This is a genomic window from Bradyrhizobium sp. SZCCHNS1022 (assembly GCF_032484835.1).
GTDB lineage: Bacteria > Pseudomonadota > Alphaproteobacteria > Rhizobiales > Xanthobacteraceae > Bradyrhizobium.
The window spans coordinates 48,969-74,616 of the sequence record NZ_JAUETT010000001.1 but is presented as its reverse complement, the minus strand read 5'-3'; the positions used below and the strand labels follow the sequence as shown (position 1 = coordinate 74,616).

Below are 25,648 nucleotides of genomic sequence, written 5' to 3'. Positions count from 1 at the left end.
CAGGCAGCGGACGGCGCGCCGGTTCACACCCCGTCGAGGATGATCACGGTCGGCGTTGCGGGCAGCGACTCGCGGGAGATCTTCAACGTCCGCTCGCTGCGGCGGTCGATCTCGAACTCCTGGCCGATCCTGCGCATGAAGTCGTCGAGCGGTGTCGCGAACCGGTGCATCGGCAGCACGACGGAGGCGCGCAGCCGCTTGGTGATCTCCGAGATGCCGTCGAGCGACATCGTATAGGTGCCGTCGATCGGCACCATCACGATGTCGAGGCGGCCGATCGCAGCGAAATGCGTCTCGTCGAGCTTGACGTGGAGGTGGCCGAGATGGCCGATGCAGAGGCCGGCAACCTCGAAGATGAAGATCGAGTTGCCGTCCTTGATCATGTCGAGACCGCTCGTGTCGCCATAATAGCGGCGGATGTCCGTCGTGACGTTGCGGATCAGGACATCACCGATGCGCTCGAAGATCTCCGCCTTCTTGCCGTCTTCGCCCCAGCCGTGCAGCACATGCGGGATGCGCGGATCCGGTGCTAGCGTATAGTGTGTGGAGTGCGCCCGATTCATCGTGACGACGTCGGGCAGGCGGCCGACCTGATAGGCACCGCTATAATCGGTCGCGATGCGGACGCCGCCGGGCGTGTCGATGAAATAGGTCGAGTGGCCGGCATAGGTGATCGTCACCTCGCCCGTGTCCGCCGCCGCGCGCCGCAGGCTGACGGGCACCGCGCGCGGTCCGCCCGCCATCGCCAGACACTCGCTGCTGCGCGGCGCCTGCTGGGCGAAGGCGGCAGCACCCATCATGAGCAGTGAAAGCAGGGCCGACAGCGCGCGCAGCATAGCGATCCTCTCGGACGAACGATGCACTGTAGCGCTCCTTGCAGGAACGCACTACGCTGATGACATCAAGAGCTTGTCAGAGGCGTAGGCAACGAAGGCAATAGGAGCATCGGATGAGCGGTCAGCCGGGGATGGGGCGGGCGTCGTCGTCTACGCGATTGGGGCCGATCCGGCAGATCGACGCCGGTGTGCTCAGCGTTGCGTATCATGAGGCTGGCCCTGCTGACGGTCCCGCCGTGCTGCTGCTGCACGGCTTCCCCTATGACATCCACTCCTATGTCGATGTCGCGCCCCTGTTGGCTGCTGAGGGATGCCGCGTCGTCGTGCCCTATCTCCGCGGCTACGGTCCGACCCGCTTCCGGGAGGCGGCTGCGCCACGCTCCGGCGAACAGGCGGCCATCGGTGCCGACCTGATCGCGCTGATGGATGCGCTGGCGATTCCGCGCGCGGTGTTTGCGGGCTACGATTGGGGCGGCCGCGCGGCCTGCGTGGGCGCTGCGCTGTGGCCGGAGCGCTGCACCGGGCTGGTCTCGGTCAACGGCTATTTGATCCAGGATATCGCAAGAGCGATGCGCCCCGCGCCCGTCGCGCGCGAGGTCGGTTATTGGTACCAATGGTACTTCCAGATCGAACGCGGCCGCGCCGGGCTTGCGGCCAATCGGCGCGAGATCGCGCGCACCCTGTGGGCGCTGTGGTCGCCCAACTGGGCCTTCGACGACGAGACCTTCGATCGCACGGCGGTGGCGTTCGACAATCCCGACTACGTCGATATCGTGATCCACAGCTATCGCCATCGCTACGGCTTGGCTGCAGGCGATCCGCGTTATGCCGAGATCGAGCGCAGACTGGCGGCACAACCGGTCATCGAAGTACCGACGATCACGCTCGATCCCGCCGGCGACGGCGTGTCTCCGGCAACGGATGGAACGGCGCAGGCGGCGCGCTTTGCCGACCGCCGCGCCCATCGCGTGATCCCGCGCGCCGGTCATAATCTTCCGCAGGAGGAGCCTGAGGCGTTTGCGGCAGCCGTGCTCGAACTGGCCAAGGGATGATCTGGTCGCCTCGATCGATCTCGCCTTGATCAGTCTCGTTCTGGTCAGGTCGGCTTTGGGCTGAGCTTCCAGGTCGCTCCCAGCAACCCTGCGGTCATCGCGCCGCAAATCAGCCCGGCTCCAGGAAGAATCAGTATCAACGCTGCGGTCGCGGCCCAGCCGATCGAGGAAAAGGCTTCGGCGAAGGTGGCGAGACGCGACGAGGTCTGGCGGCGGCGGAATTGGCTGCGCCGTGCCTGCACCCTGAACCAGAGCTGGATTGCGGTCGAGGAGATGGTTGCAGCGAGCACGCCGCAGCCGGTCACCGTGGCCTGCCAGGGCGCGAGCCAGGCCAAGGCCGCCAGCAACGGGGCAAAGATGACGGCGATCGCGATCAGCACCACCTCGATCTTGGCGCGAACGACGCGCGCGGCTGCTAACGGGGCGGTGGCGACGAACTCCGGCGCGTCCTCGCCGGAGATGGTCAGCCAGGCAAGCCCGCCGGCGAGTTGGCCTGCCGCCATCACGATGACGGGCGTGATCAGAACGATCGCGGTGGAGCTGTCGGAATAGCTGCGCCACAACAGCAGTGCCGGCGGCACCAGATAGAGCAGCTGCATCAATGTCTGCGAGATCAGCCATGGGTCGCGCTTGAGCAGCATGAATTCCTTGCGACGCAGCGCCTGCTGACGCGAGCCGCCGCGAAAGGTCCGGACCCGCGCGCCCGCCCGGCTTGCGACCCCTTGCGCGGCTGCGCTGATCGCAGTGTCGGCAAAGCGCGGCGAGAGGATCGCCATCACGATGCCGAGCAGAAGCAGGCTCGCCGCGAGCAGCCACAGAAGGGCGCCGACGTCGCCGGCCACCGCGCGCGCCGGCAGCCAGATGAAGCTGCCGGGATCCGGAGCGATCGCGGCTGCGGCGTCGGAGGTCAGGATGGCAAAGCGGGACAGTGTGCCATAGGAGACGATGGCGGCGATCTGCAGCAGGATGACGAAGCCCGCGCCGATCACGGCAGCCAGAATCTGCGCCACCAGGCGTGTGCGCGCCGGGCCGATCAGGCGGAACAGCAGGATCGTGATCGCGATCGCCAGTGCGGCGGCAGAGAGGCCGACCGCGGCCACGACGACGAAGGCAGAAAGCCAGCGCATGCCGCCCTCGAGCAGCAGCACATCGACGAACGGAGTCGCCAGCAACAGGGCCATGCTGGTGACTGATAGAGCGATCGCGGCGATCCGCACCGAAAATATCTCGGGCAGGCGAACCGGCGAGGACATGATGAGATCGAGGTCCGCGCGGGCGTAAAACACGCGGGTGACGGACTCGATCGCCTGCGAGAGCATCAAGGCCCAGGACAGCAGCACGGTGGCCGTGATCACGATCAGTGCGGTCTTGTCGAGCGGCGGCTTCAGATCCGCATAGCGGCCGACCACGGCCCAGGCCGGCAGGTGCAGGATGATGCCGAAGAACAGCAGGGCGATCAGGGCAACACGCGCCCGCCGCTGGCGGCCGGCGGTGATCATGGCGAGCCATTCGCGCCAGGCCAGCCGTAGCTCGTGGCGGGCGAACCAGGCGAGCGTTGTCGCCCGTGTCATGCAGCCGCCTCGACGTCGACCAGGGCGATGAACAGCTCTTCGAGGCTGGTATCGGTGCGGCCGTTCTGCTGACGCAACTCGGTCAGCGTCCCTTCGGCAACCAGGCGTCCGGCCGCGATCACCCCAATCCGGTCGGCCATCCGCTCAGCGACCTCGAGGATATGCGTAGTCATGATCACGGTCCCGCCCCGGCGCACGCGCTCGGCCAGCAGCCCCTTCACATGACGGGCGGACACGGCGTCCAGTCCGGTGAGCGGCTCGTCCAGAATAATCAGGCGGGGATCGTGGACCAGGGCGCCGGCAAGCGCCACCTTCTGGCGCATGCCCTTTGAAAAGCCTTCGCAACGCTCGTGCAGGTGCCGTTCCAGGCCCAGCGAGACCAGAAGCTCATGCGCCCTCGGGCCCGCGGTCGTGGGGTCGATGCCCCAGAGTCCGGCGACGAATTCGAGATATTCCAGCGGCGTCAGCTTGTCGTAGATCATCGGCTCGTCGGAGACCCACGCCATCACCTGCTTGGCCGCGATGGGATCGCGGAGCGCGTCGATGCCGAAAATCTCGACCTCCCCGGAATCGGGCCGCAGCAGCCCGGCCACCATGCGCAAGGTAGTGGTCTTGCCGGCGCCGTTCGGGCCGACGAGCGCATAGAACTCGCCACCTCGTACCGAAAGATCGAGCCCGTCCACTGCCGGGCGGTCAAAGCATTTGGTCAATCCTCGCACCGCGAGGGCTGCGGAGTCCGATGTCATGATGGCAGGCGATCCCATTGAGTTCGCATCGGTAGGCTCGGACCGAAGACGTTTCGGCGGATATCCTCGCGTCCAAGTCAGGCTGCGAGAAGGCCGGTACCCTGGCCTCCTGCGGAGGAAACACGTCGGACTAATCCAGCACGGCCAGTCTGAGGGGCAGGGCGATCGATGCTGCGCCATCGGGCAATTCGGCCTGTGCGACCAGCGGCATGTCTGTGTATTTCGCAATGCCGCCATCGTCGATCACGAACAGCGGACGGACATTCCTGGCATCGGCGTCCTCGACCATCGCCATGCGCTGGTTGTCGAGCATCAGCCAGTGGCCGTCCAACCGTGCCGCGGCGATCGCATGATCTTCGCCACTGAGGGTGTCCCGCATGATGACGATCCGGAGGTCATCCGACTCTATCCCAGCCAAGCGCAGAGCGGCATATTTGGCGATCGCATAGTCTTCGCAATCGCCGGCACCGTGAACGAAAGTCTCGATCGGAGGGCTCCAGACGTCCTCTTCGCCATATTCGGCCAAGTCGCTCGCCGGCTTGATCGCGAGATTGATGGCACGGTTGATTTCGCCGAAGCGGGCGCGCCCTTCGCGGATGCGGCCCTGGTCGACAATGGCAAGGAAGCGCAGGGCGGCAGGCGAGACGCAGCGATCGCGGTCGCCATCGCAAAGTGCAAGCTGCACCTGTTCGTCGGCGAGCTGACGCATCAGCTTCAGCCATTTGTCCTGCAGCGGTCCGTCGAGGATTTCAGCCTTGTCGAGGCCGAAGGGCTCCAATGGAAAAGGAGCGACATCGGCGAGCCCACCCGGTTGTCCGATCGGGCCGGCGAACAGGTTCGCCGTTCCGCAGGCCCACAACACGACGCCCACAAGCACCGCGATCGGCGCGCGGACGCGAGCCAGAACAGTCATCCGACACCCCCATATCCGGCCGCGGTGCGCGCTCGGTTACGCGGGACCTGACCGGTTCATTTCGGGGAGCGATGATGACGGGCGGCAATTTTGGCCCGCTTAAAGGCTGGCCTTTCGAAGACGGAAAGCTGCGATCAAGCTGAATCGCCGGTTGCCACAGTCCACAGAATGCGGCGGATCAGCAATGAGCCACCTCCTTATACCGACGCATGCAGGCTGTTGCTCGTCTGGTGGTTGTAACGGCGCGGCATTTTGCAGAAATAGCTAACTTGATCAGTTTTATTAACTGTAAGCCAGTTCACAGTTTTGCGGCGGAAAATCACTCATAAGAATGCAGAAATTCGCAAGATGAAGTCGTTTCAAGTATTTTGATCGGTCAAAATATTGGCGAGTGCTGGTCGATTTCAAATCGTTACCTGAAAATATTCAGCGCCAACGTCGCGTAAGTGGAAGGAATAGTGAGTTACTCTAGCGAAATACGGACAAAGTACGGCTATGGCGGCGTTGCTGGTCCGATGCGGCACAAGCTGAAGATGGTTCCGCGAGCCAAACGCTGGTGATATGCAGCTTTGAGCTTTGATTGTCATGTAATTATTAACCATTTCTGGTGGCCCCGTGAATTACGCCGGCACGTCCGACGCCACGCATTTTTCCAAAGGCCTTGGCGAACACACCAGGGAAAGCGTGCGTCTCGATGCACCGCCCGCGCACGCCCCGTCCGATGCGATCGTCGTTCCTGACGCCCACTTCCTGTTCAATGCTGATTTCAAGCGTTCGGGCGCCGACCTGATCCTTTCCGGCGACGGGCGGGAGCTGGTGCTGCATGACTATTTCAAGGGAGAAAAGCGCGCACCCCTGGCCTCGCCCGACGGTGCCCACCTCAGCGGTGATCTCGTCAGCACGTTGACCGGCTCGGTCCAGGTCAGTCAGGCCGGCGGCACGCCGGCAGCCGGCCAAGTGACCGGTCAAGTGATCGGTCATGTCACCAAATTGCAGGGCACTGCTACAGCCATCCGCAACGGCGTCTCCATCATCCTGCACCAGGGCGATAACGTCGAAAAAGGCGACGTCGTCCAATCGGGCTCGGATTCTACCCTCGGCATCACCTTCATCGATGGCACCGTGTTCGGCCTCGCGTCCAACGCGCGCATGGTGCTCAACGAGATGGTCTACGACCCAAACGGGTCGAACAATTCCTCGCTGATGAGTCTGGTCGCGGGGACGATTTCCTTCGTCGCGGGCGCCACTGCGAAGCACGGCGACATGAAGGTCGATACGCCCGTCGCCACCATGGGCATTCGCGGCACGGCCGTCCTGGTCCAGATCGATTTCACGGTGCCCGGTCAGAGCGGAACGCCGGACGCCAAGTTCCAGGTGCTTGTCGAGCCGGACGGCACGACCGGCTCGTACGTTCTGTTCGACAAGGTCACGCTGCAGCCGATTGCGGTGGTCAATCAGGCCGGACATCAAATCAATATCAGCAACGGTATCGTCACGCAGACAGATTCGGGGCTGCCGCCGGACGTCCAGAAGCTGATCACGGACGTCTTCTCGCTGAAGTTCTCCGATAACAGCAATCCGAAATCGACTACGCATTTCACTGACGTCGGCGTGTTGGAGAGCACGACCCCGCTGAAGTTGGCTGACGGATCAACGGCGGTCCCGACCTACTACGTTACGAATGCCGGCAGCAGCACGTCGCAATTCGAAACGTTCTCCAACTTTAACCCCCCGTCTCACATGCCGGGCAAGCCGAACGCGGTGGTGCTCGACGACGCGGGGAGGCCAGCCGCCACCTTCGCGCTGACCGAACGTCCGGGGAAGACGTCAGACGGCGCCGAATTCGACACCGTCAAGGGTGCGGTCAACTATGCCGACGTCAACGCGGGCGACCGGCCGTCCGTCTCGGTGAGCTTCAAGTCTTTCAGCTATCAGAATGCGCAGCACGCCAATCTCTCCCTGAATGCGTTGCAGCTTCGGGACATTGCCGCGACTGCGATCGACATCACCGTCGCGCAGGATCCCAATCACAAGAATTATGGGACCGCCACGTGGACTTACAGCGTTGCCGACAACGCGTTCGACTTCCTCGCGGCCGGAGAGACCCTGACGCTCACTTACATGGTGCGCGTCGACAACAATTTCGCGCCAAGCAACGAATATGCCGAGATCCCCATCACCATCACGGTGACCGGGACCAACGACAAGCCCGTCATTACCACCGGTGCGCAGAGCATTGCGTTTTCCGGCGGGACCAGCGTGCCCGGTGGTCCGCTGACCTCGAGCGATCCGACATCGGGAGTTCTCAGCTTCACGGATGTGGATCTCACCGATACCCACACCGTTTCCGTCGCGCTGACGTCTCCGCAACAGGGCAGTATTCCGCAAGCGCTCTGGGACCTGTTCAACAAAGCGCTCACGGCGTCGGTTGCGACCGACAGCACGGGGACCAGCAGCGGAACCGTGAACTGGAGTCTGGCGAATCTCCCTGCCTACGCCGCCGATTTCATCCCGGCCGGCCAGAAGGTGACGCTGACTTACACCGTGGCGATCACGGATTCGCAGGGTGCGACCACACAGCAGGCTGTGACGGTGACTATCACCGGCACCGACGAGCCGGCCGTGGTCTGGATCGCAACGACGAGCGGAGGCAACGGGGAGAGCAGAGCGGCGCCGCTTTTGTTGTGGCGCGACGGTGCAAACTGGGAGACCGGGCACGCGCCGACCGCCAACGATGACGTTGTTATCGTGACCGATCAGCTGCGTGGCCTCACTCCGGCCTTCCCGGTCACCATCGACACGGCAGCTTTTGCCAAGTCGGTGACGATGAACGATTACGGCGGCGGCAGCACGCCGGAGCTCGTTAATCTCAGCACGCTCACGATCGGCGGGACCCTCACCGTCAAGGCTGATGCACGCGTCACCAACTTCGTGGGCGCCACGATCAGCGTCAGCGGCCAAGCCGAATTTTCGGACCAGAGCGTGCTGAACAATGCAGGCACCCTGCGGCTCGCCGACGGCGGTGCATTCGGCGCCGATGCCAGCATCGCCAATACCGGCACGATCGAACTGGTCTCCGGCGCTCTGACGGTTCTGGGCGATCTCGTGAATGCGAACGAGACTGGCGCCGGGCTGATCCAGGTCGATCTCGGCGGCATGCTTGCGCTCAACGGTGGAAGCATCGCGGGTGGCACCATCGCGATCGATGGCGTCGGCGCGGTCCGAAACTTCGGCGTTGCATCGTCAGATCAGCCCAGTGACGGCGTGCTGAAGTTGCAAGACGGCGCGGTCCTGTCTGATGGTGAGCTGGATAGCTCGGGCAGCATTGTGGTCTCCGGCTTCGGCAATATGCTCCATGGCGAAGTCGTCACGAGCAGCGGCAAGCTCGAGCTCTTGATCGGCGGTGGACTGATCCTCGATCAGGGCACGTCGATCGACAATCGCGGCGGAGCCATCGCGGTCGATCAATCGGCAAAGCTCGCGCTGAACCATGCCGGTATCACCGGCGGCCAACTTACGAACGCCGGGACCGTCGCTCTCACCGGCTACGCCGCCCTGATCGGCGGTACATTAGAAAATCATGGCGCGGTGACCGTCGCCGGTTGGGGCAATCTGCTGGCGGGTGAGACCGTCAGCAACGATGAAGCTGCGGGCCTCACCATCGCTGTTTTTGGCGCACTGGCGCTTGCCGATACGGCGATCGCCAGCGGCACAGTGCACAATAACGGCGTCATTTCCGTGACTGGCGACAGCACGATCGATGGCGCTACGCTCGACGGTGGCGACCTCCTGGTCGGTATGGTGGCCACGTCCTATGGCCAGTCTGGCCAGACCGAACTCGTCAGTCAGGCGCAACAAAGCTCGTCTGAGGGGCCGTGGTCGCCGGTCAGCCTGACGCTTCAGGGCGGTGCGATCGTCGCCGGCACTGACATCGCGATCGGTCATGGCGATGTGCTCGATATTGCCGCTGCCGGCGCCACGCTCTCGCACGTCGGGGTCGACAATGCCGGCGCTGTAAGAGTCGAACATGCCGCACTGCTGGTGCTGGAGCACAGCACCGTTGCGGGTGGACACCTTGTCAATGCGGGCACGGTCCATATCGAGACCGATGCCGCCACGACCTTCGACAATGTCAGCCTCGACAACAGCCAAGGCACGATCATCGTCGACGACGAGGGTAATGCGCCGGTACCATCGACTCTCGTTCTTGATGGCAATACGACCATCACGGGCGGACTCGTTACCGTCGGCATCGTGGGCACGCTCGAGATCGCGGGAGCCGGAGCGACCCTCGCAGGCGTTCATGTGGGCAATTTCGGCGCTCTCACGGTCGACGAGGGAGCAACCTTCAAACTGATCGGCACAGACATCAACGGCGACGGCATCTTCCAGGTGTCGGGGACCGTGGATGTGAGCGGGCACAGCAGCTTCAGCGGCACGGTCATCAACTATGGCACGATCGAGATCACGGGCGGCACGTTCGAGGTTACCGGCTCGATCTCGGGAACGGGTCACGTCATCGTCGACGCCGGAGCGACGCTCGCGCTCGACGGTTCGAGCACGCAGGCGATCACGTTCGGTGAGCCGGGCGGCATGCTCGTGCTCGGCGGCACCAGCTTCGACGGCAAGATCGAAAGTCTCGCCGTATCCGACAAGATCGATCTCACGGGCATCGAGTTCGATGACAATCCCACGGCGACCTATGATTCAAAGACCGGCATCCTCACCGTCAGTGACAGTGACGGCCATAAGGCAAGCCTGACGCTGAGCGGTGGAGACTATAGCGACGTCCACTTCGCGATCTCCAACGATGGTGATAATGGCACGCTGATCACGCTGGACCATGTGCCGGTGATCACCAGCGATGCACAGCTCGGCAGCATCACCGAACGCGCCTGTACAACCGGGTCTGATCTGCCGGATACGGCGAGCGGGGTCATCACCTTCACCGATGCCGATGTGAGCGATACGCATGTCGCGAAGGTGACTGGCATCAGCGTTTCCGGTGACAAGAGCGGACTGCCGGACCAGCTTGCTCTGACGAGCTGGCTGTCGCTCGGCACTCTGATCGATTCAAAGGACGGTGCGCCGGGATCGCAGGCCTGGAGCTTCTCGGCCCAGGACAAGGCGTTCGACTATCTGAGTGCCGGTCAATCGGTGACGCTGACCTATACCGTCGAGATCGCTGACGGGCATGGCGGTGTCGTCGACACGCCGGTGACGATCACGATCACCGGCTCCGAGGATGCGCCTCAGCCCGTCGGCGAAACCAATCCGCCGGTTCAGACCGTCGTTCTTACCAACTCGCCGGTCGTGCTTGCCACTGGTACGACGACCAATACAGATGGGTTGCGAACCGAGACGTTCGATCATGTTTGGGCCGGCTCGCCGAGCAACAACGGGCATGGTCATGGCAATTTCTACAGTGAGGCGCTGCATGCATGGTTCTCGGCCTATGGCGATGCCGGAGTGGTTCATGGCGGCTCGTCCGGCTCGGTGCCGCCTTATCTCGGCGATGGCCATCAGGACGGCACGAACTATCTGAGCGTTGGCGCTCACGCCGCCGAAACCATCACTTTCGACAGCCCGAAGAACACGTTCGGCCTGTATTGGGGCTCGGTCGATAGCTACAACAGCATTTCGTTCTATGACGGCAACAAGCTGGTCGCCTCCTATTCCGGCGACGATATCAGCCCGCTGCTTGCCAATGGCAACCAGGGCTCTTTGACGTCGAACGGCTATGTCGAGTTCCACGATCTTGTGCCCTTCGACAAGGTGGTGCTGACCAGCAGCAGCGACGCGTTCGAGCTCGACAATGTATCGGCCGGTTATGTCCACGATGCACATGTCAAGCTCGCCGGCGCGATCACCGGGACGCTCACCGTGATCGACAAGGATGTCGGCGACACCTTGACGGCCTCCGTGATCGGAGATGCCGTCGTGAAGTATAATGGTTCGTGCCACCTGCCGGACGATTTCGATATCGACGCGCTGACCGATTCCCACGCTGTCAGCTTCGACAGTGCCGTGTCCGACGGCAAATCGGACGTGCTGCATTGGAGCTACCATCCGAGTGGCGCCAATCTCGACTTCCTGAAGCCCGGCGATACGCTGACGCTGACTTACCTCGCGAAAATCAGCGATGGGCACGGTACCTTCGGCTTGCAGCCGTTGACGGTGACCATCAGCGGCAATGGGTCGTCGACGGTCTACGGTACGGCGCAGAACGACACGTTCCAAGACGTTGGTGGCGGGGTCACGATCTTCGGCAAAGGCGGTAACGACAGTTTCGTGTTCAATTCACATTTCGGCAGCGCGACCATCGCCGACTTCGACGTCCGGAACGACACCATCGAGTTCGATCACTCGGTATTCAACTCCGTTCAGGCCGTTCTGAACGGCGCCCATTCCGCCAATTCCGGCCATGATACCGTCATCACCGATGCGGCCCATGATACGATCACGCTGAAGGGCGTGACGCTGGCGCAGCTACAGGCGCATCAGAACGATTTCCACATCGTCTAGCGGAGCTAGAGCGTTCCGCGGGCCTGCGTAGCCGGAGACGTTGCCAAGTGCGATCGGCTTCGGGATAAAGAGCCGGTCGTTTTGCGATCGCACGGCCGCCTCGCGGCGTAGCAGCGGAGTCCCATGAAGCGGTTGAAAGCAGTGCCACGCTGGTTCGCGCGCAGGTTCGGCTATGCGCGGCTGGTCTGCCTCGTGCTGCTGACGGGGTGTGCGGCCCTGCGGCTCGCCGATCCTGCGCCGGTCCAGGAAGTGCGCGTGCGCACCTTTGACAATTTCCAGGCGCTTCGGCCGCGTGTGAAGACGATGAGGCCGGTCACGATCGTCGATATCGATGAGGCCAGCCTTGCCAGCCCGAAGCTTGGGCAGTGGCCGTGGCCGCGAACGCGGCTTGCGGAGATCGTTACCGATCTGACGCGGCTGGGTGCCGTCGTGATCGCTTTCGACGCTGTATTCGCCGAGCCGGACCGGCTCAACCCCGATATCGCTGCCGATACCTTTCAGGATCTCGATGAAGCGACGCGCGACAAGCTGCGAGCCTTGCCGTCGAATGACCAGGTGTTCGCGGATGCCTTGCGCAAGTCGCTCGTCGTGCTCGGCGAATCCGGCGGTCCCATAGTGCAGAGCAATCTCGACAAGACGCTGCCGGTCACCGGTCTTGCGGTTCGCGGCGCGGAGCCGCAGCCGTTCATGTGGAATTTTCCCGGGCTGTTGCGCAACCTGCCGGTGATCGAGCACGCGGCTGCCGGCCGCGGCCTGTTTACCATCAAGCCGGAGCGCGACGGCATCATCCGCAGGGTGCCGATGATCATGGTGGCCCAAGGCGTGGTCATGCTGTCCTTGAGCTTCGAGATGCTGCGGGTCGCGGGCCGTTCCGATACGATCCTGACCAAGGCGGATGAGGGTGGCATTATCAGCCTGTCGTTCCCGGGCCTGGTGATCCCAACCGACGCCAATGGCCAGCTCTGGCTGCATTATGCGCCGCACGATCCCTCGATCTATGTGTCGGCGATCGATGTGCTGGAAGGCCGCGTCCCACCGGAGAAGATCCAGGGCAAGCTGGTCTTGATCGGCACCTCCGCCACCGGCCTCAACGACATCAAGACCACGCCGGTGTCGCCCGCCATGCCCGGAGTGGAGGTGCATGCGCAAGTCCTGGAAAGCGCATTGACCGGCGGCATCGTCCGGCAGCCGAACTGGGGCTTCGCGGCGGAGTTCTTCGTTGCGGTGACGTTGGGGCTGCTGGTCATCGGCTTCGCGCCGCAGCTCGGGGCGGTCACGCTGGTCGTCGCGGGCGGCGTGTTCGCGACATTGCTGATCGGCATCTCCTGGTACTGCTACACGCAGTATCGGCTCTTGATCGATTTCACCTATCCGATGTTCTCGACCACGGCGATCTACCTGACGCTGATCTTCGCGAGCTTCGTGCGCGAGCAGAGCCAGCGGCGGCAGATCCGTTCGGCGTTCGGGCAATATCTGTCGCCGGCATTGGTCGAGCAGCTCGCGCATTCGCCGGAGAAGCTCGTGCTCGGCGGGGAGGAGCGCGAGATGACCATCATGTTCTCCGACGTGCGTGGCTTCACCACGATCTCGGAGAGCTACAAGCACGATCCGCAAGGATTGACGCGGCTGATGAACCGCTTCCTGACACCGCTCACCAATGCGATCCTGCTCCGCAAGGGCACGATCGACAAATATATGGGCGATGCCATCATGGCGTTCTGGAACGCGCCGCTCGATGATCCCCAGCATCAGCTGAATGCCTGCGAAGCGGCGCTCGACATGCTGGAGCGGGTCGATGCGCTGAACAAGGAGCGTGAAAGCGAGGCCGAGCATGGCGGCCACGTCTACATCCCACTCAATGTCGGCGTCGGCCTGAATACCGGCACCTGCGTGGTCGGCAATCTCGGCTCCGACCTCCGCTTCGACTATTCAGTGCTGGGCGACAGCGTCAACCTGGCGTCGCGCCTCGAAGGCCAGTCGAAGGAATACGGCTTTCCGATCATCGTCGGCTCGAAGACCGCACTCGCGGTCAAGGACAGGCTCGCGATCCTCGAACTCGACTTCATCATGGTCAAGGGCAAGAAGGAGCCGGAGGTGATCTACGCCATCACCGGCCGCGAGGATGTGATGTATTCCGAACGTTTCCAGCAGCTGCGCAATCTCACCATCGAGACGCTGGCAGCCTATCGCAGCCGCGATTGGGAGGAGGCGCTGGCGGCGATCGCGCGCGGTCGCAAGACCAGCCATGGCGACGAACTGGCGAAGCTTTACGACCTTTACGAAGTGCGAATCCGCAACTACCAGATCAATCCGCCGCCGGAAGATTGGAACGGCGCCTACGCATTGCTGACGAAATAACAGGTGCTCCGATTCCGATGTCGCAGCGGTCGCGGCGGATCTCGTTGGCGATTTTCGGTATCAATGCGCAGCCGAACTTCGAAAGCCGGACCTAGCGGCGCTTGTTAGCTGCCGCGCGATGACAATCATTTGCAGACAACGTAAGCCGAGTAGGGTGGGCAGCGCGTGCTGCGCCCTTCTGCCGGGGCGTGGCGAGTGGAGTGCGGCGGCGGGAGGCTTCGCTTGGCGCGCGGCAGCTTGCCCGGATCGTGTTTCGATGACGATGGGGCGATCACACCTGCAGGTCCGTTGGATGATGTCTGGGCGTCCACGGCCACGAGCTTGCTGATGAGCGCGAGCACGACGACCGTGAGCTTGACGGCACGATAATGCGTGCTGCGCTGCAGGATCGGTACAGGGATAACGCGATCGAACAGATGTCTAGCACTTCGCGTTTGTTGCCTGGCTGCAACAGCGGGACAAGAAGCATCTTGCATCATGTGAGGTCGGGTTGTGCGAATCCGGGCGAATTCATAGCATAACTCTACTCATGATAGAAATTGCTGCAGATGGGGGCATCGATGCAGTGTTCCGAGGACAAGAGTGCGGCTGCTCTGATGCAAAGAAGGTCGGCATGGGGGTCGATCAAGCATTTCTCTCTACCGGTCACGAGCGGCCTCATCGCGGCTGCGGCCTCTGTGCTCGGGGTCGGCGCGGTCTCGGCCGCGGATCTTCCGGTCAAGGCGCCGCCTCCGCCGGTTTCGCTGTGGGAGTTCGAGGTCGGTGCTCGCTATTTCTACAGCTCGGGCCGCACCCGCTACACGCTGGGCGATCCTTTCGTCGCTGGTCAGATCAATTCCCAGCTGACCTACAAGAATCTCAACAGCCATGCCGGTGAGGGCTTCGCCAGGGTCGATCACAATATCGGCTTCTTCGCTAAGGGCTTTGCAGGCGGCGGAAACATCTTCAACGGTACGCTCAACGACGAAGACTATCCGCCGGCGGTCATTCCATACTCGAACACTGTCAGCGACGTGAACAGCGGCAGGCTTTGGTACGGCACGATCGACGCCGGTTATAACTTCTGGAGAGGGCCGGCGTTCAAGGTCGGCGGCTTCGTCGGCTACAACCATTTCTACGAAACTGTCAACGCATACGGATGCGTTCAGGTTGCGACCAATCCGTTCATCTGCGGTTTCGATCCTGTTGCCGGAGGCGTGCTGGTGCTCAGCAAGACCGAGCACTGGGACTCGCTTCGCGTGGGGTTGAACGGCGTCTTCAAGCTCGGCCAGAACTGGAACGTCACTCTCGATGGCGCTGTTCTGCCCTACGTCCGTCTGACCGGCTTCGATAATCACTGGCTGCGGCCCGACATCAACCCGCTTCCGCAGTCCGGAAATGGCTGGGGCTATCAGCTCGAGGGCATCGTGTCATACGACGTGACGCGAAATTTCAGCGTCGGCGTCGGTGGCCGCTATTGGTACGCCCGGACGACCAGCGGGACCACGCAATTCCCAGGAGTCCCGGGATCGCCCACGACATTCAGCTACGAGCGGTACGGCGGCTTTCTCCAAGCGTCGTACAAGTTCGACTCGGGCGCGTTGGTCGCCGGCAAATGAAATATTGGCTGTCGTGCTGAAGAAGCCCGGCAGATGGCCGGGCTTCTTTGCGCGTGCGACGGCCGTCGGCGCGGACAGTTACTCCACGCCGATCGTCGTCAGGTCCTGGAACCAGTGCTGCGCCTGCACGAACTTCTTGATCTTCGGCGACAGCGCATGCGGGTTGGTGTCGTGCACGACCCACACCAGAACGGCATCGTCCACGACCAGCGCATGCGCCTGGGCGATCAGCTCGTCCTGCTTGGTCGGATCGAAGGTCTGCTTGGCCTCGTTGATCAGCGCATCCACTTTGGGATTCTTGTAGCCGCCCCAGTTGACGCCGACCGGCGCGATCTGGTCCGAGGCGAAGAAGCGCACGATCGCGTAGAGCGGATCAGAGGTGACGTAGGCAATGTTGTTGGCAGTGATGCCGGCGTTCATCTCGTCGGCCGCACCCTTGCGCCAATGCGTATAGAGGGTTTCGAGCTCGACCACCTTGAAGTCGATGTCGATGCCGATCTCCTTGAAGCTCTGCTGCAGGAATTCGTTCATCGGCAGTGACAGCATCTGTCCGGTGCCGCCCTGTGCGATGATGAAAGTCGTCTTCAGCGGCTTGTTCTTGGAGTAGCCGGCTTCCTCGACCAGCTTCTTCGCTGCGGCAAGATCATATTTGAGGTCGAAGGTTGGCTTTCCGAACCACGGGCTCGACGGGTCGACCTGGCCCTTGGCGGGCTTGGCGAGGCCGTTCATCAGCCCGACCACCGCGTCGCGGTCGATCGCGAGATTGAGCGCCTTGCGCAGCCGGATGTCGGTCCAGGGCGAACCCGGCAGCACACTCAGGTGATAGTTCCAGACGTGCGGCGTGATGTTGTCGACGATCTTCATGCCGGCGGCCTTGAGCTGCGGCACGGCATCCGGTGCCGGCGTCTCGATCAGGTCGACCTGACCGGCGAGCAGCGCGTTGGTGCGGGTCAGCGCTTCCGGCATCGGCACCAGCACCAGCTTGTCGACTTTCGGAATCCTGTTCTTGTCCCAATAGTCGGGGTTTTTGCTGAGCTCGGCGAGCTCGCGCGGCACCAGCTTGGTCAGCTTGAACGGGCCGGTACCGGAGGGCTGGCTGGCGAACTTGTCCCAATCCTTGCCGAGTTTCTCGTATTGCGCCGGGCTCGAAATCAGGAACCAGAGCATCTGGTAGGGGAAGAAGGAGTCGACCGTCTTGGTCGTGATCTCCACCGTATAATCATCGACCTTGGCGTAGCTGGCGACTGAAGGCAGGCGGGTCTTCACCTGGGCGCTCTGCCGCTTGTCGAACTGCGGTGCCTTATCATTGAGCACCTTGTCCAGATTCCAGATTACGGCGTCGGCATTGAAGTCGCTCCCATCATGGAACTTGACGCCCTTGCGCAACGTGAAGCGCCATTTGGTCTTATCGGCATCGCTGACCTTCCACTCCGTGGCGAGTCCGGGAATCAGCTTGCCGGGCTTGTCGCCGGTGCTCATGTCCCACGCCACCAGCGGATCGTAGATCGTATAGCCGGTAAACTGATAGGCCCCGGCGCCACGGTCGGGCTGGCCGGTGGTCAGGGGAATGTCGGCCATCGACATGCCGTAGCGCACGACGGTCTCGGCGCTTGCTGAAAGCGGGGATAGGCTGATCGCCAATGCGGCGGCAAGCAGCGAGAGTCGGTGACGCATGCAGGAAACTCCGATCGGAATGGGGTGATATCAGCGAGAAACGCTCGAATTTGACCGGCCCAAAGCTGCAAGCCCGATGCCAAGCGGTGGCCGAATTCGTTTGAGTACAAACGAGTGTGATCAAACGCCGCAGCTGCCCCGAAAATGTCCTCCTTGGCACAGGCGTTGCATACAGTGCTCAACAATTAGCCAGCCAAATTGGAGATTGATATCGTGCTGTTGCGCTTAGTGAATTCCCCGAACGGTCGTGCAGCCTTTGCGGCCGCGATGCTGGCGACGGTTTCGCTTGCCATGTTGCCGGCGCGGGCTGGCGCGGAATCCGTTCTGCGCATCGGCATGACCGCGGCCGACATTCCGCGCACGCTTGGCCAGCCGGACCAGGGATTCGAAGGCAATCGCTTCACCGGCGTCACCATGTTCGACAGCCTGACGATGTGGGACCTGTCGTCGGCGGAGAAGCCCAGCGTGGTGATCCCGGGCCTCGCCACCGAGTGGAAGATCGATGATGCCGACAAGACCAAGTGGATCTTCAAGCTGCGTCCCGGTGTCATGTTCCACGACGGCTCGCCGTTCAATGCCGATGCGGTGGTGTGGAACGTCGAGAAGGTCCTGAAGCGGGACGCGCCGCAATTCGATGCGAGCCAGGTCGGTGTCACGGCCTCGCGCATGCCGACGCTGGTCTCGGCGCGCAAGATCGACGACATGACCGTGGAGCTGACGACGAAGGAGCCGGACAGCTTCCTGCCGATCAATCTCACCAACCTCTTCATGGCGAGCCCTACGAAGTGGCAGAAGTTCTATGATGCCGCGAGTGGAGATGCGAAGGCCAAGTCGCAGGCAGCTTGGGATGCGTTCTCGAAGGATGCCTCGGGCACCGGTCCCTGGATGATGGCGAAATTTACGCCACGCGAGCGGCTCGAGTTGGTCAAGAACCCGAACTACTGGGACAAGGGGCGCATCCCGCATGTCGACAAGATGGTGCTGCTGCCGATGCCGGAAGCCAATGCGCGCACGGCGGCGCTGCTGTCGGGGCAGGTGGATTGGATCGAGGCGCCGGCGCCCGATGCCTTGCCCGAGATCAAGCAGCGCGGATTCAAGCTCTACGCCAATGAGCAGCCGCATGTCTGGCCCTGGCAGTTCTCCCGCGTCGAAGGTTCGCCCTGGAACGACATCCGCGTCCGCAAGGCGGCCAATCTCTGCATCGACCGCGAAGGCCTGAGGGACGGTTTGCTGGCCGGCCTCATGGTGCCGGCGACCGGCACGTTCGAGCCGGGGCATCCCTGGCGCGGCAACGTGACCTTCCAGATCAAGTACGACAAGGCCGCGGCGCAGAAGCTGATGCAGGAGGCCGGCTACGGCCCGAACAAGCATCTGGAGGTGAAGGTGCAGACCTCGGCCTCCGGCTCCGGCCAGATGCAGCCGCTGCCGATGAACGAGTATCTGCAGCAGGCGCTCGCCGAGTGCTATTTCGACGTCAAGCTCGACGTGATCGAGTGGAACACGCTGTTCACCAATTGGCGGCGCGGCGCCAAGGATCCGTCGGCGAACGGTGCTAATGCCACCAACGTGACCTATGCCGCGATGGATCCGTTCTTCGCGCTGGTGCGCTTTCTGCAGTCCTCGATGGCGCCGCCGGTCTCGAACAATTGGGGCTACATCAACAATCCGAAGTTCGACGAGCTCGTGAAGAAGGCGCGCCAGACCTTCGATCCGGCCGAGCGCGACAAGGCGCTGGCCGAGTTGCATGCAGCCTCGGTCGACGATGCGGCGTTCCTCTATGTCGCGCACGACGTCGGACCGCGCGCCATGAGTCCAAAGGTGAAGGGCGTGATCCAGCCGAAGAGTTGGTTCATCGACTTCTCGCCGATCTCCGTGGAGCCATAGGTCTCATGTGCTGCTAACCCGCTCCTCTTGCGCCGCTGCGCTCCCTCCTCCCTTGCGGGGGAGGGTTGGGGAGGGGGGGACTCCGGCGGCAGTCTTTTGTGGACCCCACCCCCGCCCCCTCCCCGCAAGGGGGAGGGGAGCTGAAGCAACGTCTCCCAAGGGAGATGAGAAGAACTCAGGTGATACGTGCTTACTTACGTTGCCAGGCGGAGCGTCTATGCGATCCCGATCGTTCTCGGAGTCGCGCTGGTCTGCTTCATGCTCGTCCACATCACGCCCGGTGACCCGCTGGTTGCGGTGCTGCCGGCCGACGCATCGCAGGAGCTCGCGCAGCAATTGCGTGCGGCTTATGGCTTCGATCGTCCGCTGCCGGTGCAGTTCGGGCTGTGGCTGTGGCGTGCCCTCCATGGCGATCTCGGCAATTCGATCGCGACCGGGCGTCCAGTGCTCGCGGAGGTGCTGCGCGCGGTCTCAAACACCGTGACGCTCGCGATCGCAGCTGCGATCATCGGCTTTTCGCTCGGCCTGTTCTTCGGCCTGGTCGCCGGCTACTTCCGTGACACCTGGATCGACAAGGTCGCGACCTCGATCGCGATCGCCGGCGTGTCGCTGCCGCATTATTGGCTCGGCATGGTGCTGGTCATCATCTTCTCGGTCGAGCTGAACTGGCTGCCTGCGGTCGGCGCCGGTCCGTCCGGCTCAGGCGCATGGTCATGGGACTGGGCGCATCTGCGCTATCTGGTGCTGCCGGCAATCACGACCTCCGTGATCCCGATGGGCATCATCACGCGCACGGTGCGCGCACTCACCGGCGACATCCTCAGCCAGGATTTCGTCGAGGCCTTGCGCGCCAAGGGCCTGCGCGAAACCCAGGTGTTCCGTCACGTGCTGAAGAATGCCGCGCCCACCGCGCTTGCGGTGATGGGGCTGCAGCTGGGATACATGCTCGGCGGTTCGATCCTGATCGAGACCGTGTTTTCCTGGCCGGGCTCGGGGCTGCTGCTCAATTCCGCGATCTTCCAGCGCGACCTGCCGCTGTTGCAGGGCACGATCCTGGTGCTCGCGATGTTCTTCGTGATCCTCAACCTGCTGGTCGATATCGCGCAAGCCGCGATCGATCCGCGCATCAAGCGGGGATAGCGATGAGCGTCACTCCGTCGAGCACAATGCCCGATGCGGTCGTCCAGGCCGCGCCCGTTGCCAAAGGGCGCGGCTATTGGGCCACGGTCGGCCGCCGTATCGTCCGGGACAAGGTCAGCATGATCTGCGTCGCGGTCCTGCTGCTGATCTTCGTCTCCGCGCTGGTCGCGCCATGGCTCGGGCTGGCCGATCCTTATCAGGGTTCGATGATCCGCCGCCTCCGCCACATCGGCACGCCGGGCTATCTGCTCGGAACCGATGAGTTGGGCCGCGATATGCTGGCACGGCTGATCTATGGCGGACGGCTGTCGCTGCTGATCGGCATTTCGCCGGTGATCTTCGCCTTCGGCATCGGCACCGGCCTCGGTCTCGTCGCCGGCTATGTCGGCGGCTGGGTCAACACCGCGATCATGCGCACGATCGACGTCTTCTATGCCTTCCCGTCTGTGCTGCTGGCGATCGCGATCTCCGGCGCGCTCGGCGCCGGCATCGTCAATTCGATCGTCTCGCTGACCATCGTGTTCGTGCCGCAGATCACGCGGGTGGCCGAAAGCGTCACCACCGGCGTTCGCAATCGCGATTTCGTCGAGGCGGCGCGCGCCTCCGGCGCCGGCCCCTTCACGATCATGCGCGCGCACATGCTGGGCAATGTGCTCGGGCCGATCTTCGTCTACGCGACCGGGCTGATCTCGGTGTCGATGATCCTGGCCGCGGGCCTGTCCTTCCTCGGCCTCGGCACCAAGCCGCCGGAGCCGGAATGGGGATTGATGCTGAACACGCTGCGCACTGCGATCTACGTCAACCCCTGGGTGGCGGCGCTGCCGGGCGTCATGATCTTTGCGGTCTCGATCTGCTTCAATCTGCTCAGCGATGGCCTGCGCAGCGCCATGGACATCCGGAGCTGATGAGATGAGCGAGAGTGCTTCCATCGCCCACAGGCTGGAGCCGATCGAGGATCGCGGCGGCGCGGCGCAGCCGCTGCTGCAGGTCAATGGCCTCACCAAGCATTTCCCGGTGCGCGGCGGTCTGTTCGGCGCGCGCAAGACGGTGCGCGCGGTCGACGATGTGTCCTTCGCGATCCGCAAGGGCGAGACGGTCGGCATCGTCGGCGAGTCCGGCTGCGGCAAGTCGACCACCGCGCGGCTTCTGATGCAGCTGATGGACCGCGATGCCGGCGAGATCATCTATGACGGCATGCAGGTCGGGCACGAGCTCTCGTTGCGCGAGCTGCGGCGCGGCATGCAGATGGTGTTCCAGGACTCCTATGCCTCGCTCAATCCCCGCCTGACCATCGAGGAATCGATCGCGTTCGGTCCGAAGGTGCATGGCATGGCGGACCGACCGGCGCGTGCACTGGCCCGCGAGTTGCTGGGCAAGGTCGGCTTGCGCCCGGAGACCTTTGCGAACCGTTATCCGCATGAGATTTCCGGCGGCCAGCGCCAGCGCGTCAACATCGCGCGGGCCTTGGCATTATCGCCCCGCCTGGTCATTCTCGATGAGGCGGTGTCCGCGCTGGACAAATCGGTCGAAGCGCAGGTGCTCAACCTGCTGATGGACCTGAAGCGCGAATTCGGTCTGACGTATCTCTTCATCAGCCACGATCTCAACGTCGTGCACTACATCTCGGATCGCGTGCTGGTGATGTATCTCGGCGAGGTGGTCGAGCTCGGTCCGGTCGAACAGGTGTGGGCACGGCCTGCGCATCCCTATACGCGCGCGCTGCTCGCGGCGATGCCGTCGTCCGATCCGGACAAGCGCACCGAGGTGCCGCCGATCTCAGGCGATCCACCGAACCCGATCGATCCGCCGCCCGGCTGCCGGTTTCACACCCGCTGCCCGTTCGCGGAGCCGCTCTGCGCAAATGCCGCACCAAAATTGACCGAGCTCGATAGAATGGGGCATCAGGCCGCCTGTCACATGGCGGTCCCGGGATCAGGCCATAGCCGTGCGCCCTGAGAGACGAAGAGAACGAGAGAGCGAATGACCAAACCCACCCCACAAGCTGTGAGCGCGATCGCGGAGGTCGTAGGCCTTCCTGTCGACAAGGACGTCGCGACGCGAATCGCCAATTCGGTCGGGCCGGCCTTCGAAGGCTTCGCTCCGATTGCCGGCACCTTGCCGATGGATCTGGAGCCCGAAAGCTTTGTCGTGGCGCAAGCGATCAAGGTGGCGCGATGAGCACCGAGCCGGCCTTGATGACGCTCACCGAGGTTGCGAAAGCGATCGCCGCCAAGCAGCTCTCGTCCTATGAGGCGACGCGCTCCTGTCTGCACCGCATCGCGCAGTGGCAGCCGCATCTCAACGCCTTCATGGCGATCGAGTCGGAGCCCGCGCTGAAGGCGGCGGCCGAGGCCGATGCGGAGCTGGCCAAAGGTCATATCAAGGGCCCGCTGCATGGCGTGCCGCTCGCGCATAAGGACATGTACTACGACGCCGGTCACATCGCGACCTGCGGCTCCTTGATCCGGCGCGATTTCGTCGCCACCACGACCTCGACCGCGCTGCAGCGGCTGAAGGATGCCGGCGCCATCAGGCTCGGCACCCTGCAGATGGCGGAGTTTGCCTATGGCCCGACCGGCCATAACGCGCATTACGGAGCGGTGCAGAACCCCTGGAAGCTCGGCCACGTCACCGGTGGCTCGTCCTCCGGCTCCGGCTCCGCGGTGGCCGCACGCCTGACCTTCGCGGCGCTCGGCTCCGACACCGGCGGCTCGATCCGCATGCCCGCGCATTTCTGCGGCGTCACCGGGCTCAAGGTCACCTGGGGCCGCGTCAGCCGCGCCGGTGCGATGCCGCTGTCGCAATCGCTCGACACGGTCGGCCCGCTGGCGCAGACGGCGGAGGATTGCGCGCTGCTGCTCGGCTTGATGGCGGGGCCTGATCCGGAGGATCCGACTGCGAGCGCGGCTCCGGTCCAGGATTACGTCGCGGCCACGGCGGCCTCGATCAAGGGTCTCAGGATCGGCGTGCCGAAATCGTTCTATGTCGATGACCTCGATGCCGAGGTGGCGCGGGCGCTCGATGCGACGATTGCGCTGCTGAAGACCGAAGGCGCCGACGTCGTGCAGGTCGAACTGCCGGACCAGCGGCAGCTGTCTTCCGCGTGCCAGCTGGTGCTGGCGGTCGAGGCGGCCGCCTTCCACAAGCGCTGGATGATCGAACGTCCGCAGGATTACAGCGCGCAGGTGCTGATGCGGTTGCAGAACGCGCTCGCGATCCCGGGCGTCACCTATCTGGAGGCGCTGCGCTGGCGCGGCGCCGCCCTTGCCGCGCATGTCGCGGCGACGGCAAGCCTCGATGCCGTGATCGCACCGGTGGCGCCGGTCATCGCGCCTTCGATCGTCGAGAGCGACGTCGGCGGCGCGCCCGGCGCGGAAGCGGTGATCCAGCGGCTGACGCGCTTCACCCGTCCGGTCAACTATCTCGGCCTGCCGTCGCTGGCGATCCCGACGGGCTTCACGCCGTCGGGCCTGCCGGTCGGCATGCAGCTGATCGGACGTTCCTTCGACGAAGCGACGTTGCTCACGATCGGCGCCGCGTTCCAACGCGCCACCGACTTCCACGCCAGGGTGCCGAGCCTGCCATGAGTAGGACTGATATATGCTGCCGCGTCGCTTCACCCTTCCCTGGAGGGGGAGAGTCGATCGCGAATGTAACGAGCAATCGGGGTGGGGTGACGGCCTCTCCTCTAGCTCGCAAGTCAATGGGGGCCTCACCCCACCCCGTCTCGCATTCCGCTGCGCTTCATGCGAGCCGACCCTCCCCCTCCAGGGGGAGGGTGGCAGTTCGCCTGAGCAACGTTGCCAAGCCGCTCCGATCACCAGTTGACATAGCCCTCTCATGACCCCTCTCGTCGAGATCAAGAACCTCAGCATCCGCTTCACCGGCGAGCGCACGGTTCACGCCGTGAACGATGTCAGCCTCACGCTCGGGGATGGCGAGGTGCTTGGGCTGCTCGGCGAATCCGGTTCCGGCAAGAGCGTGACCTTGCGGGCGCTGATGCGGCTCTTGCCGAAGAAGCGCACCCAGATCACGGGCAGCGTCAACGTCATGGGACGCGACGTGCTCGCGCTCGACGACGAGGAGCTGTCGCAGTTCCGTGGCCGTACGGTCTCGATGATCTTCCAGGAGCCGGGACTCGCGCTCGATCCGGTCTATCCGATCGGCCGGCAGATCGCCGAGACCGTGATGCGCCATGAGGGCAAGAGCTATGCGGACGGGCGCGCCCGTGCGCTGGAAATGCTCGATGTGGTCCGCATTCCCTCCGCCAAGCGACGGCTCGATTCCTATCCGCACGAGATGTCCGGCGGCATGCGCCAGCGGGCGATGATCGCGCTGGCGCTGGCGTGCCGCCCGAAGGTGCTGCTGGCGGACGAGCCGACCACGGCGCTCGATGCCACCGTCCAGATCCAGATCCTGCTCCTGTTGCGGGAACTGCAGCGCGAGTTCGGCATGTCCGTCATCTTCGTCACCCACGATATCGGGGTGGCGATCGAGATCTGCGATCGCGTCGCGGTCATGTATGCCGGCCAGATCGTGGAACAGGGCGGCCTGCGCGACATCGTCCGTACGCCCGTGCATCCTTACGCCCGTGGGCTGCTCGCCTCCACGATCCACGGTGCGAAGCGCGGGGAGCGGCTGCAGACCATCCCGGGCACACCGCCCTCGCTGGACCAGGCGCCGCGCAGCTGTTCCTTCGCCCCGCGCTGCAGCCTGGCCGAGGCGCGCTGCACCGAGGCGCTGCCGCCGAACGTTCCGATCGCATCGGATCATCTGGCGCGCTGCGTTCTGGCGTCGCAGCCGCCAACTGTTGCTGCGACGTAACGGTCGGCAACAAAGCCGTGCTGTAACACGTTACAAGCATTCACCGGAGTCGTCGGTTGGCCCGCGCCAGTTTATGGTCGCGCAGCCGAGCAGTCTGCGATGCGATGTGAGGACGTGCCATGTACGTGTCCAATGAAGGTATTTTGGTCATTCTGTTCGTCGGCCTGGTGGCAGGCTGGCTGGCCGGCAAGATCGTGCGCGGGACCGGCTTCGGTATTATCGGTGACATCGTCGTCGGTATTTGCGGCGCGCTGATCGCGAGCCTCCTGTTCCCCCGCCTTGGCATTCGTCTCGGGGTCGGTCTGGTCTCGGAAATCGTCTATTCGGCGCTTGGCGCCGTCATCCTGCTGCTGGTCGTTCGCCTGGTCCGGACCGGCGGCCGGCTCTAATTATGCGTATCTTTGCATGGTGCTGAACATTTCATCCGATCGCGCGACAGAGTGCTAACGCACGTTTACGTTAATCGCCGCGGCGTTGGACGCCTGTGACGGAAATCAGTATGAATCGCGGAGCGTACCGCTGAGCTC

17 protein-coding genes are annotated in these 25,648 nt (G+C 63.5%); 12 read left to right on the top strand and 5 right to left on the bottom strand.

Features of this window, described 5'->3' with window-relative positions; translation table 11 throughout:
- Positions 1-23 precede the first annotated feature (23 nt).
- Positions 24-836: an MBL fold metallo-hydrolase gene (locus QX071_RS00315; RefSeq protein WP_315703183.1), complete on the bottom strand. Its 813-nt coding sequence runs from the start codon at positions 834-836 to the stop codon at positions 24-26.
- A gap of 113 nt (positions 837-949) precedes the next feature.
- Here QX071_RS00315 and QX071_RS00310 point away from each other — a divergent pair, with 113 nt between their 5' ends.
- The gene (locus tag QX071_RS00310; protein WP_315702828.1) at positions 950-1,888 is read left to right on the top strand and encodes an alpha/beta hydrolase; all 939 of its coding nucleotides are present in this window, start codon (positions 950-952) and stop codon (positions 1,886-1,888) included.
- Between the two features lie 44 nt (positions 1,889-1,932).
- Here the strand turns inward: QX071_RS00310 and QX071_RS00305 are convergent, their stop codons facing one another.
- The 3 genes from QX071_RS00305 to QX071_RS00295 form a co-directional block, all read right to left on the bottom strand.
- Positions 1,933-3,459, bottom strand: a complete 1,527-nt coding sequence (locus QX071_RS00305; RefSeq protein ID WP_315702829.1) for a permease — start codon at positions 3,457-3,459, stop codon at positions 1,933-1,935.
- The gene (locus tag QX071_RS00300) at positions 3,456-4,205 is read right to left on the bottom strand and encodes an ABC transporter ATP-binding protein (protein WP_315702830.1); all 750 of its coding nucleotides are present in this window, start codon (positions 4,203-4,205) and stop codon (positions 3,456-3,458) included. The genes QX071_RS00305 and QX071_RS00300 overlap by 4 nt, the downstream gene beginning before the upstream one ends.
- Positions 4,206-4,335: 130 nt before the next feature.
- Positions 4,336-5,118 carry a transglutaminase-like cysteine peptidase gene (locus tag QX071_RS00295; protein WP_315702831.1) on the bottom strand — a complete coding sequence of 261 codons (783 nt, stop codon included), beginning with the start codon at positions 5,116-5,118 and terminating at the stop codon, positions 4,336-4,338.
- A 615-nt stretch (positions 5,119-5,733) separates the two neighbouring features.
- Here QX071_RS00295 and QX071_RS00290 point away from each other — a divergent pair.
- The 3 genes from QX071_RS00290 to QX071_RS00280 all read left to right on the top strand — a co-directional run bounded on the left by QX071_RS00290 (position 5,734) and on the right by QX071_RS00280 (position 15,599).
- On the top strand, positions 5,734-11,643 hold the full coding sequence (locus tag QX071_RS00290) for a VCBS domain-containing protein (protein WP_315702832.1): 5,910 nt from the start codon (positions 5,734-5,736) through the stop codon (positions 11,641-11,643).
- A gap of 123 nt (positions 11,644-11,766) precedes the next feature.
- Entirely contained in the window at positions 11,767-14,001 is a 2,235-nt protein-coding gene (locus QX071_RS00285; protein WP_315702833.1) for an adenylate/guanylate cyclase domain-containing protein, read from the top strand.
- 596 nt (positions 14,002-14,597) lie between these two features.
- Positions 14,598-15,599, top strand: a complete 1,002-nt coding sequence (locus tag QX071_RS00280) for a hypothetical protein (RefSeq protein ID WP_315702834.1) — start codon at positions 14,598-14,600, stop codon at positions 15,597-15,599.
- A 78-nt stretch (positions 15,600-15,677) separates the two neighbouring features.
- On the opposite strand, the gene QX071_RS00275 is transcribed toward QX071_RS00280, so the two are convergent.
- Entirely contained in the window at positions 15,678-17,273 is a 1,596-nt protein-coding gene (locus tag QX071_RS00275) for an ABC transporter substrate-binding protein (protein WP_315702835.1), read from the bottom strand.
- Positions 17,274-17,540: 267 nt separating this feature from the next.
- Here QX071_RS00275 and QX071_RS00270 point away from each other — a divergent pair, with 267 nt between their 5' ends.
- The 8 genes from QX071_RS00270 (at position 17,541) to QX071_RS00235 (ending at position 25,510) form a co-directional block, all read left to right on the top strand.
- Positions 17,541-19,157, top strand: a complete 1,617-nt coding sequence (locus QX071_RS00270; RefSeq protein WP_315703184.1) for an ABC transporter substrate-binding protein — start codon at positions 17,541-17,543, stop codon at positions 19,155-19,157.
- Positions 19,158-19,343: 186 nt separating this feature from the next.
- The gene (locus tag QX071_RS00265) at positions 19,344-20,297 is read left to right on the top strand and encodes an ABC transporter permease (protein ID WP_315702836.1); all 954 of its coding nucleotides are present in this window, start codon (positions 19,344-19,346) and stop codon (positions 20,295-20,297) included.
- A 2-nt stretch (positions 20,298-20,299) separates the two neighbouring features.
- A complete protein-coding gene (locus QX071_RS00260; protein WP_315702837.1) occupies positions 20,300-21,202 on the top strand; it encodes an ABC transporter permease in 903 nt (300 codons plus the stop codon).
- A gap of 4 nt (positions 21,203-21,206) precedes the next feature.
- The gene (locus tag QX071_RS00255; protein WP_315702838.1) at positions 21,207-22,253 is read left to right on the top strand and encodes an oligopeptide/dipeptide ABC transporter ATP-binding protein; all 1,047 of its coding nucleotides are present in this window, start codon (positions 21,207-21,209) and stop codon (positions 22,251-22,253) included.
- 24 nt (positions 22,254-22,277) lie between these two features.
- Positions 22,278-22,475 (top strand): hypothetical protein, encoded by a 198-nt coding sequence (locus QX071_RS00250; protein WP_315702839.1) that lies wholly within the window; start codon positions 22,278-22,280, stop codon positions 22,473-22,475.
- Complete coding sequence (locus QX071_RS00245) at positions 22,472-23,884, top strand: amidase (RefSeq protein ID WP_315702840.1); 1,413 nt, start codon at positions 22,472-22,474, stop codon at positions 23,882-23,884. The genes QX071_RS00250 and QX071_RS00245 overlap by 4 nt, the downstream gene beginning before the upstream one ends.
- A gap of 253 nt (positions 23,885-24,137) precedes the next feature.
- The gene (locus QX071_RS00240; RefSeq protein ID WP_315702841.1) at positions 24,138-25,121 is read left to right on the top strand and encodes an ABC transporter ATP-binding protein; all 984 of its coding nucleotides are present in this window, start codon (positions 24,138-24,140) and stop codon (positions 25,119-25,121) included.
- 119 nt (positions 25,122-25,240) lie between these two features.
- A complete protein-coding gene (locus QX071_RS00235) occupies positions 25,241-25,510 on the top strand; it encodes a GlsB/YeaQ/YmgE family stress response membrane protein (protein ID WP_315702842.1) in 270 nt (89 codons plus the stop codon).
- The last annotated feature ends 138 nt before the right edge of the window (positions 25,511-25,648 follow it).

Bases quoted from the DNA above. Each gene is read 5' to 3' on its own strand.
- QX071_RS00315 (WP_315703183.1), bottom strand. From the start codon at position 836: ATGCTGCGCGCGCTGTCGGCCCTGCTTTCACTGCTCATGATGGGTGCT.
- QX071_RS00310 (WP_315702828.1), top strand. From the start codon at position 950: ATGAGCGGTCAGCCGGGGATGGGGCGGGCGTCGTCGTCTACGCGATTG.
- QX071_RS00305 (WP_315702829.1), bottom strand. From the start codon at position 3,459: ATGACACGGGCGACAACGCTCGCCTGGTTCGCCCGCCACGAGCTACGG.
- QX071_RS00300 (WP_315702830.1), bottom strand. From the start codon at position 4,205: ATGACATCGGACTCCGCAGCCCTCGCGGTGCGAGGATTGACCAAATGC.
- QX071_RS00295 (WP_315702831.1), bottom strand. From the start codon at position 5,118: ATGACTGTTCTGGCTCGCGTCCGCGCGCCGATCGCGGTGCTTGTGGGC.
- QX071_RS00285 (WP_315702833.1), top strand. From the start codon at position 11,767: ATGAAGCGGTTGAAAGCAGTGCCACGCTGGTTCGCGCGCAGGTTCGGC.
- QX071_RS00280 (WP_315702834.1), top strand. From the start codon at position 14,598: ATGCAAAGAAGGTCGGCATGGGGGTCGATCAAGCATTTCTCTCTACCG.
- QX071_RS00275 (WP_315702835.1), bottom strand. From the start codon at position 17,273: ATGCGTCACCGACTCTCGCTGCTTGCCGCCGCATTGGCGATCAGCCTA.
- QX071_RS00270 (WP_315703184.1), top strand. From the start codon at position 17,541: ATGCTGGCGACGGTTTCGCTTGCCATGTTGCCGGCGCGGGCTGGCGCG.
- QX071_RS00260 (WP_315702837.1), top strand. From the start codon at position 20,300: ATGAGCGTCACTCCGTCGAGCACAATGCCCGATGCGGTCGTCCAGGCC.
- QX071_RS00255 (WP_315702838.1), top strand. From the start codon at position 21,207: ATGAGCGAGAGTGCTTCCATCGCCCACAGGCTGGAGCCGATCGAGGAT.
- QX071_RS00250 (WP_315702839.1), top strand. From the start codon at position 22,278: ATGACCAAACCCACCCCACAAGCTGTGAGCGCGATCGCGGAGGTCGTA.
- QX071_RS00245 (WP_315702840.1), top strand. From the start codon at position 22,472: ATGAGCACCGAGCCGGCCTTGATGACGCTCACCGAGGTTGCGAAAGCG.
- QX071_RS00240 (WP_315702841.1), top strand. From the start codon at position 24,138: ATGACCCCTCTCGTCGAGATCAAGAACCTCAGCATCCGCTTCACCGGC.
- QX071_RS00235 (WP_315702842.1), top strand. From the start codon at position 25,241: ATGTACGTGTCCAATGAAGGTATTTTGGTCATTCTGTTCGTCGGCCTG.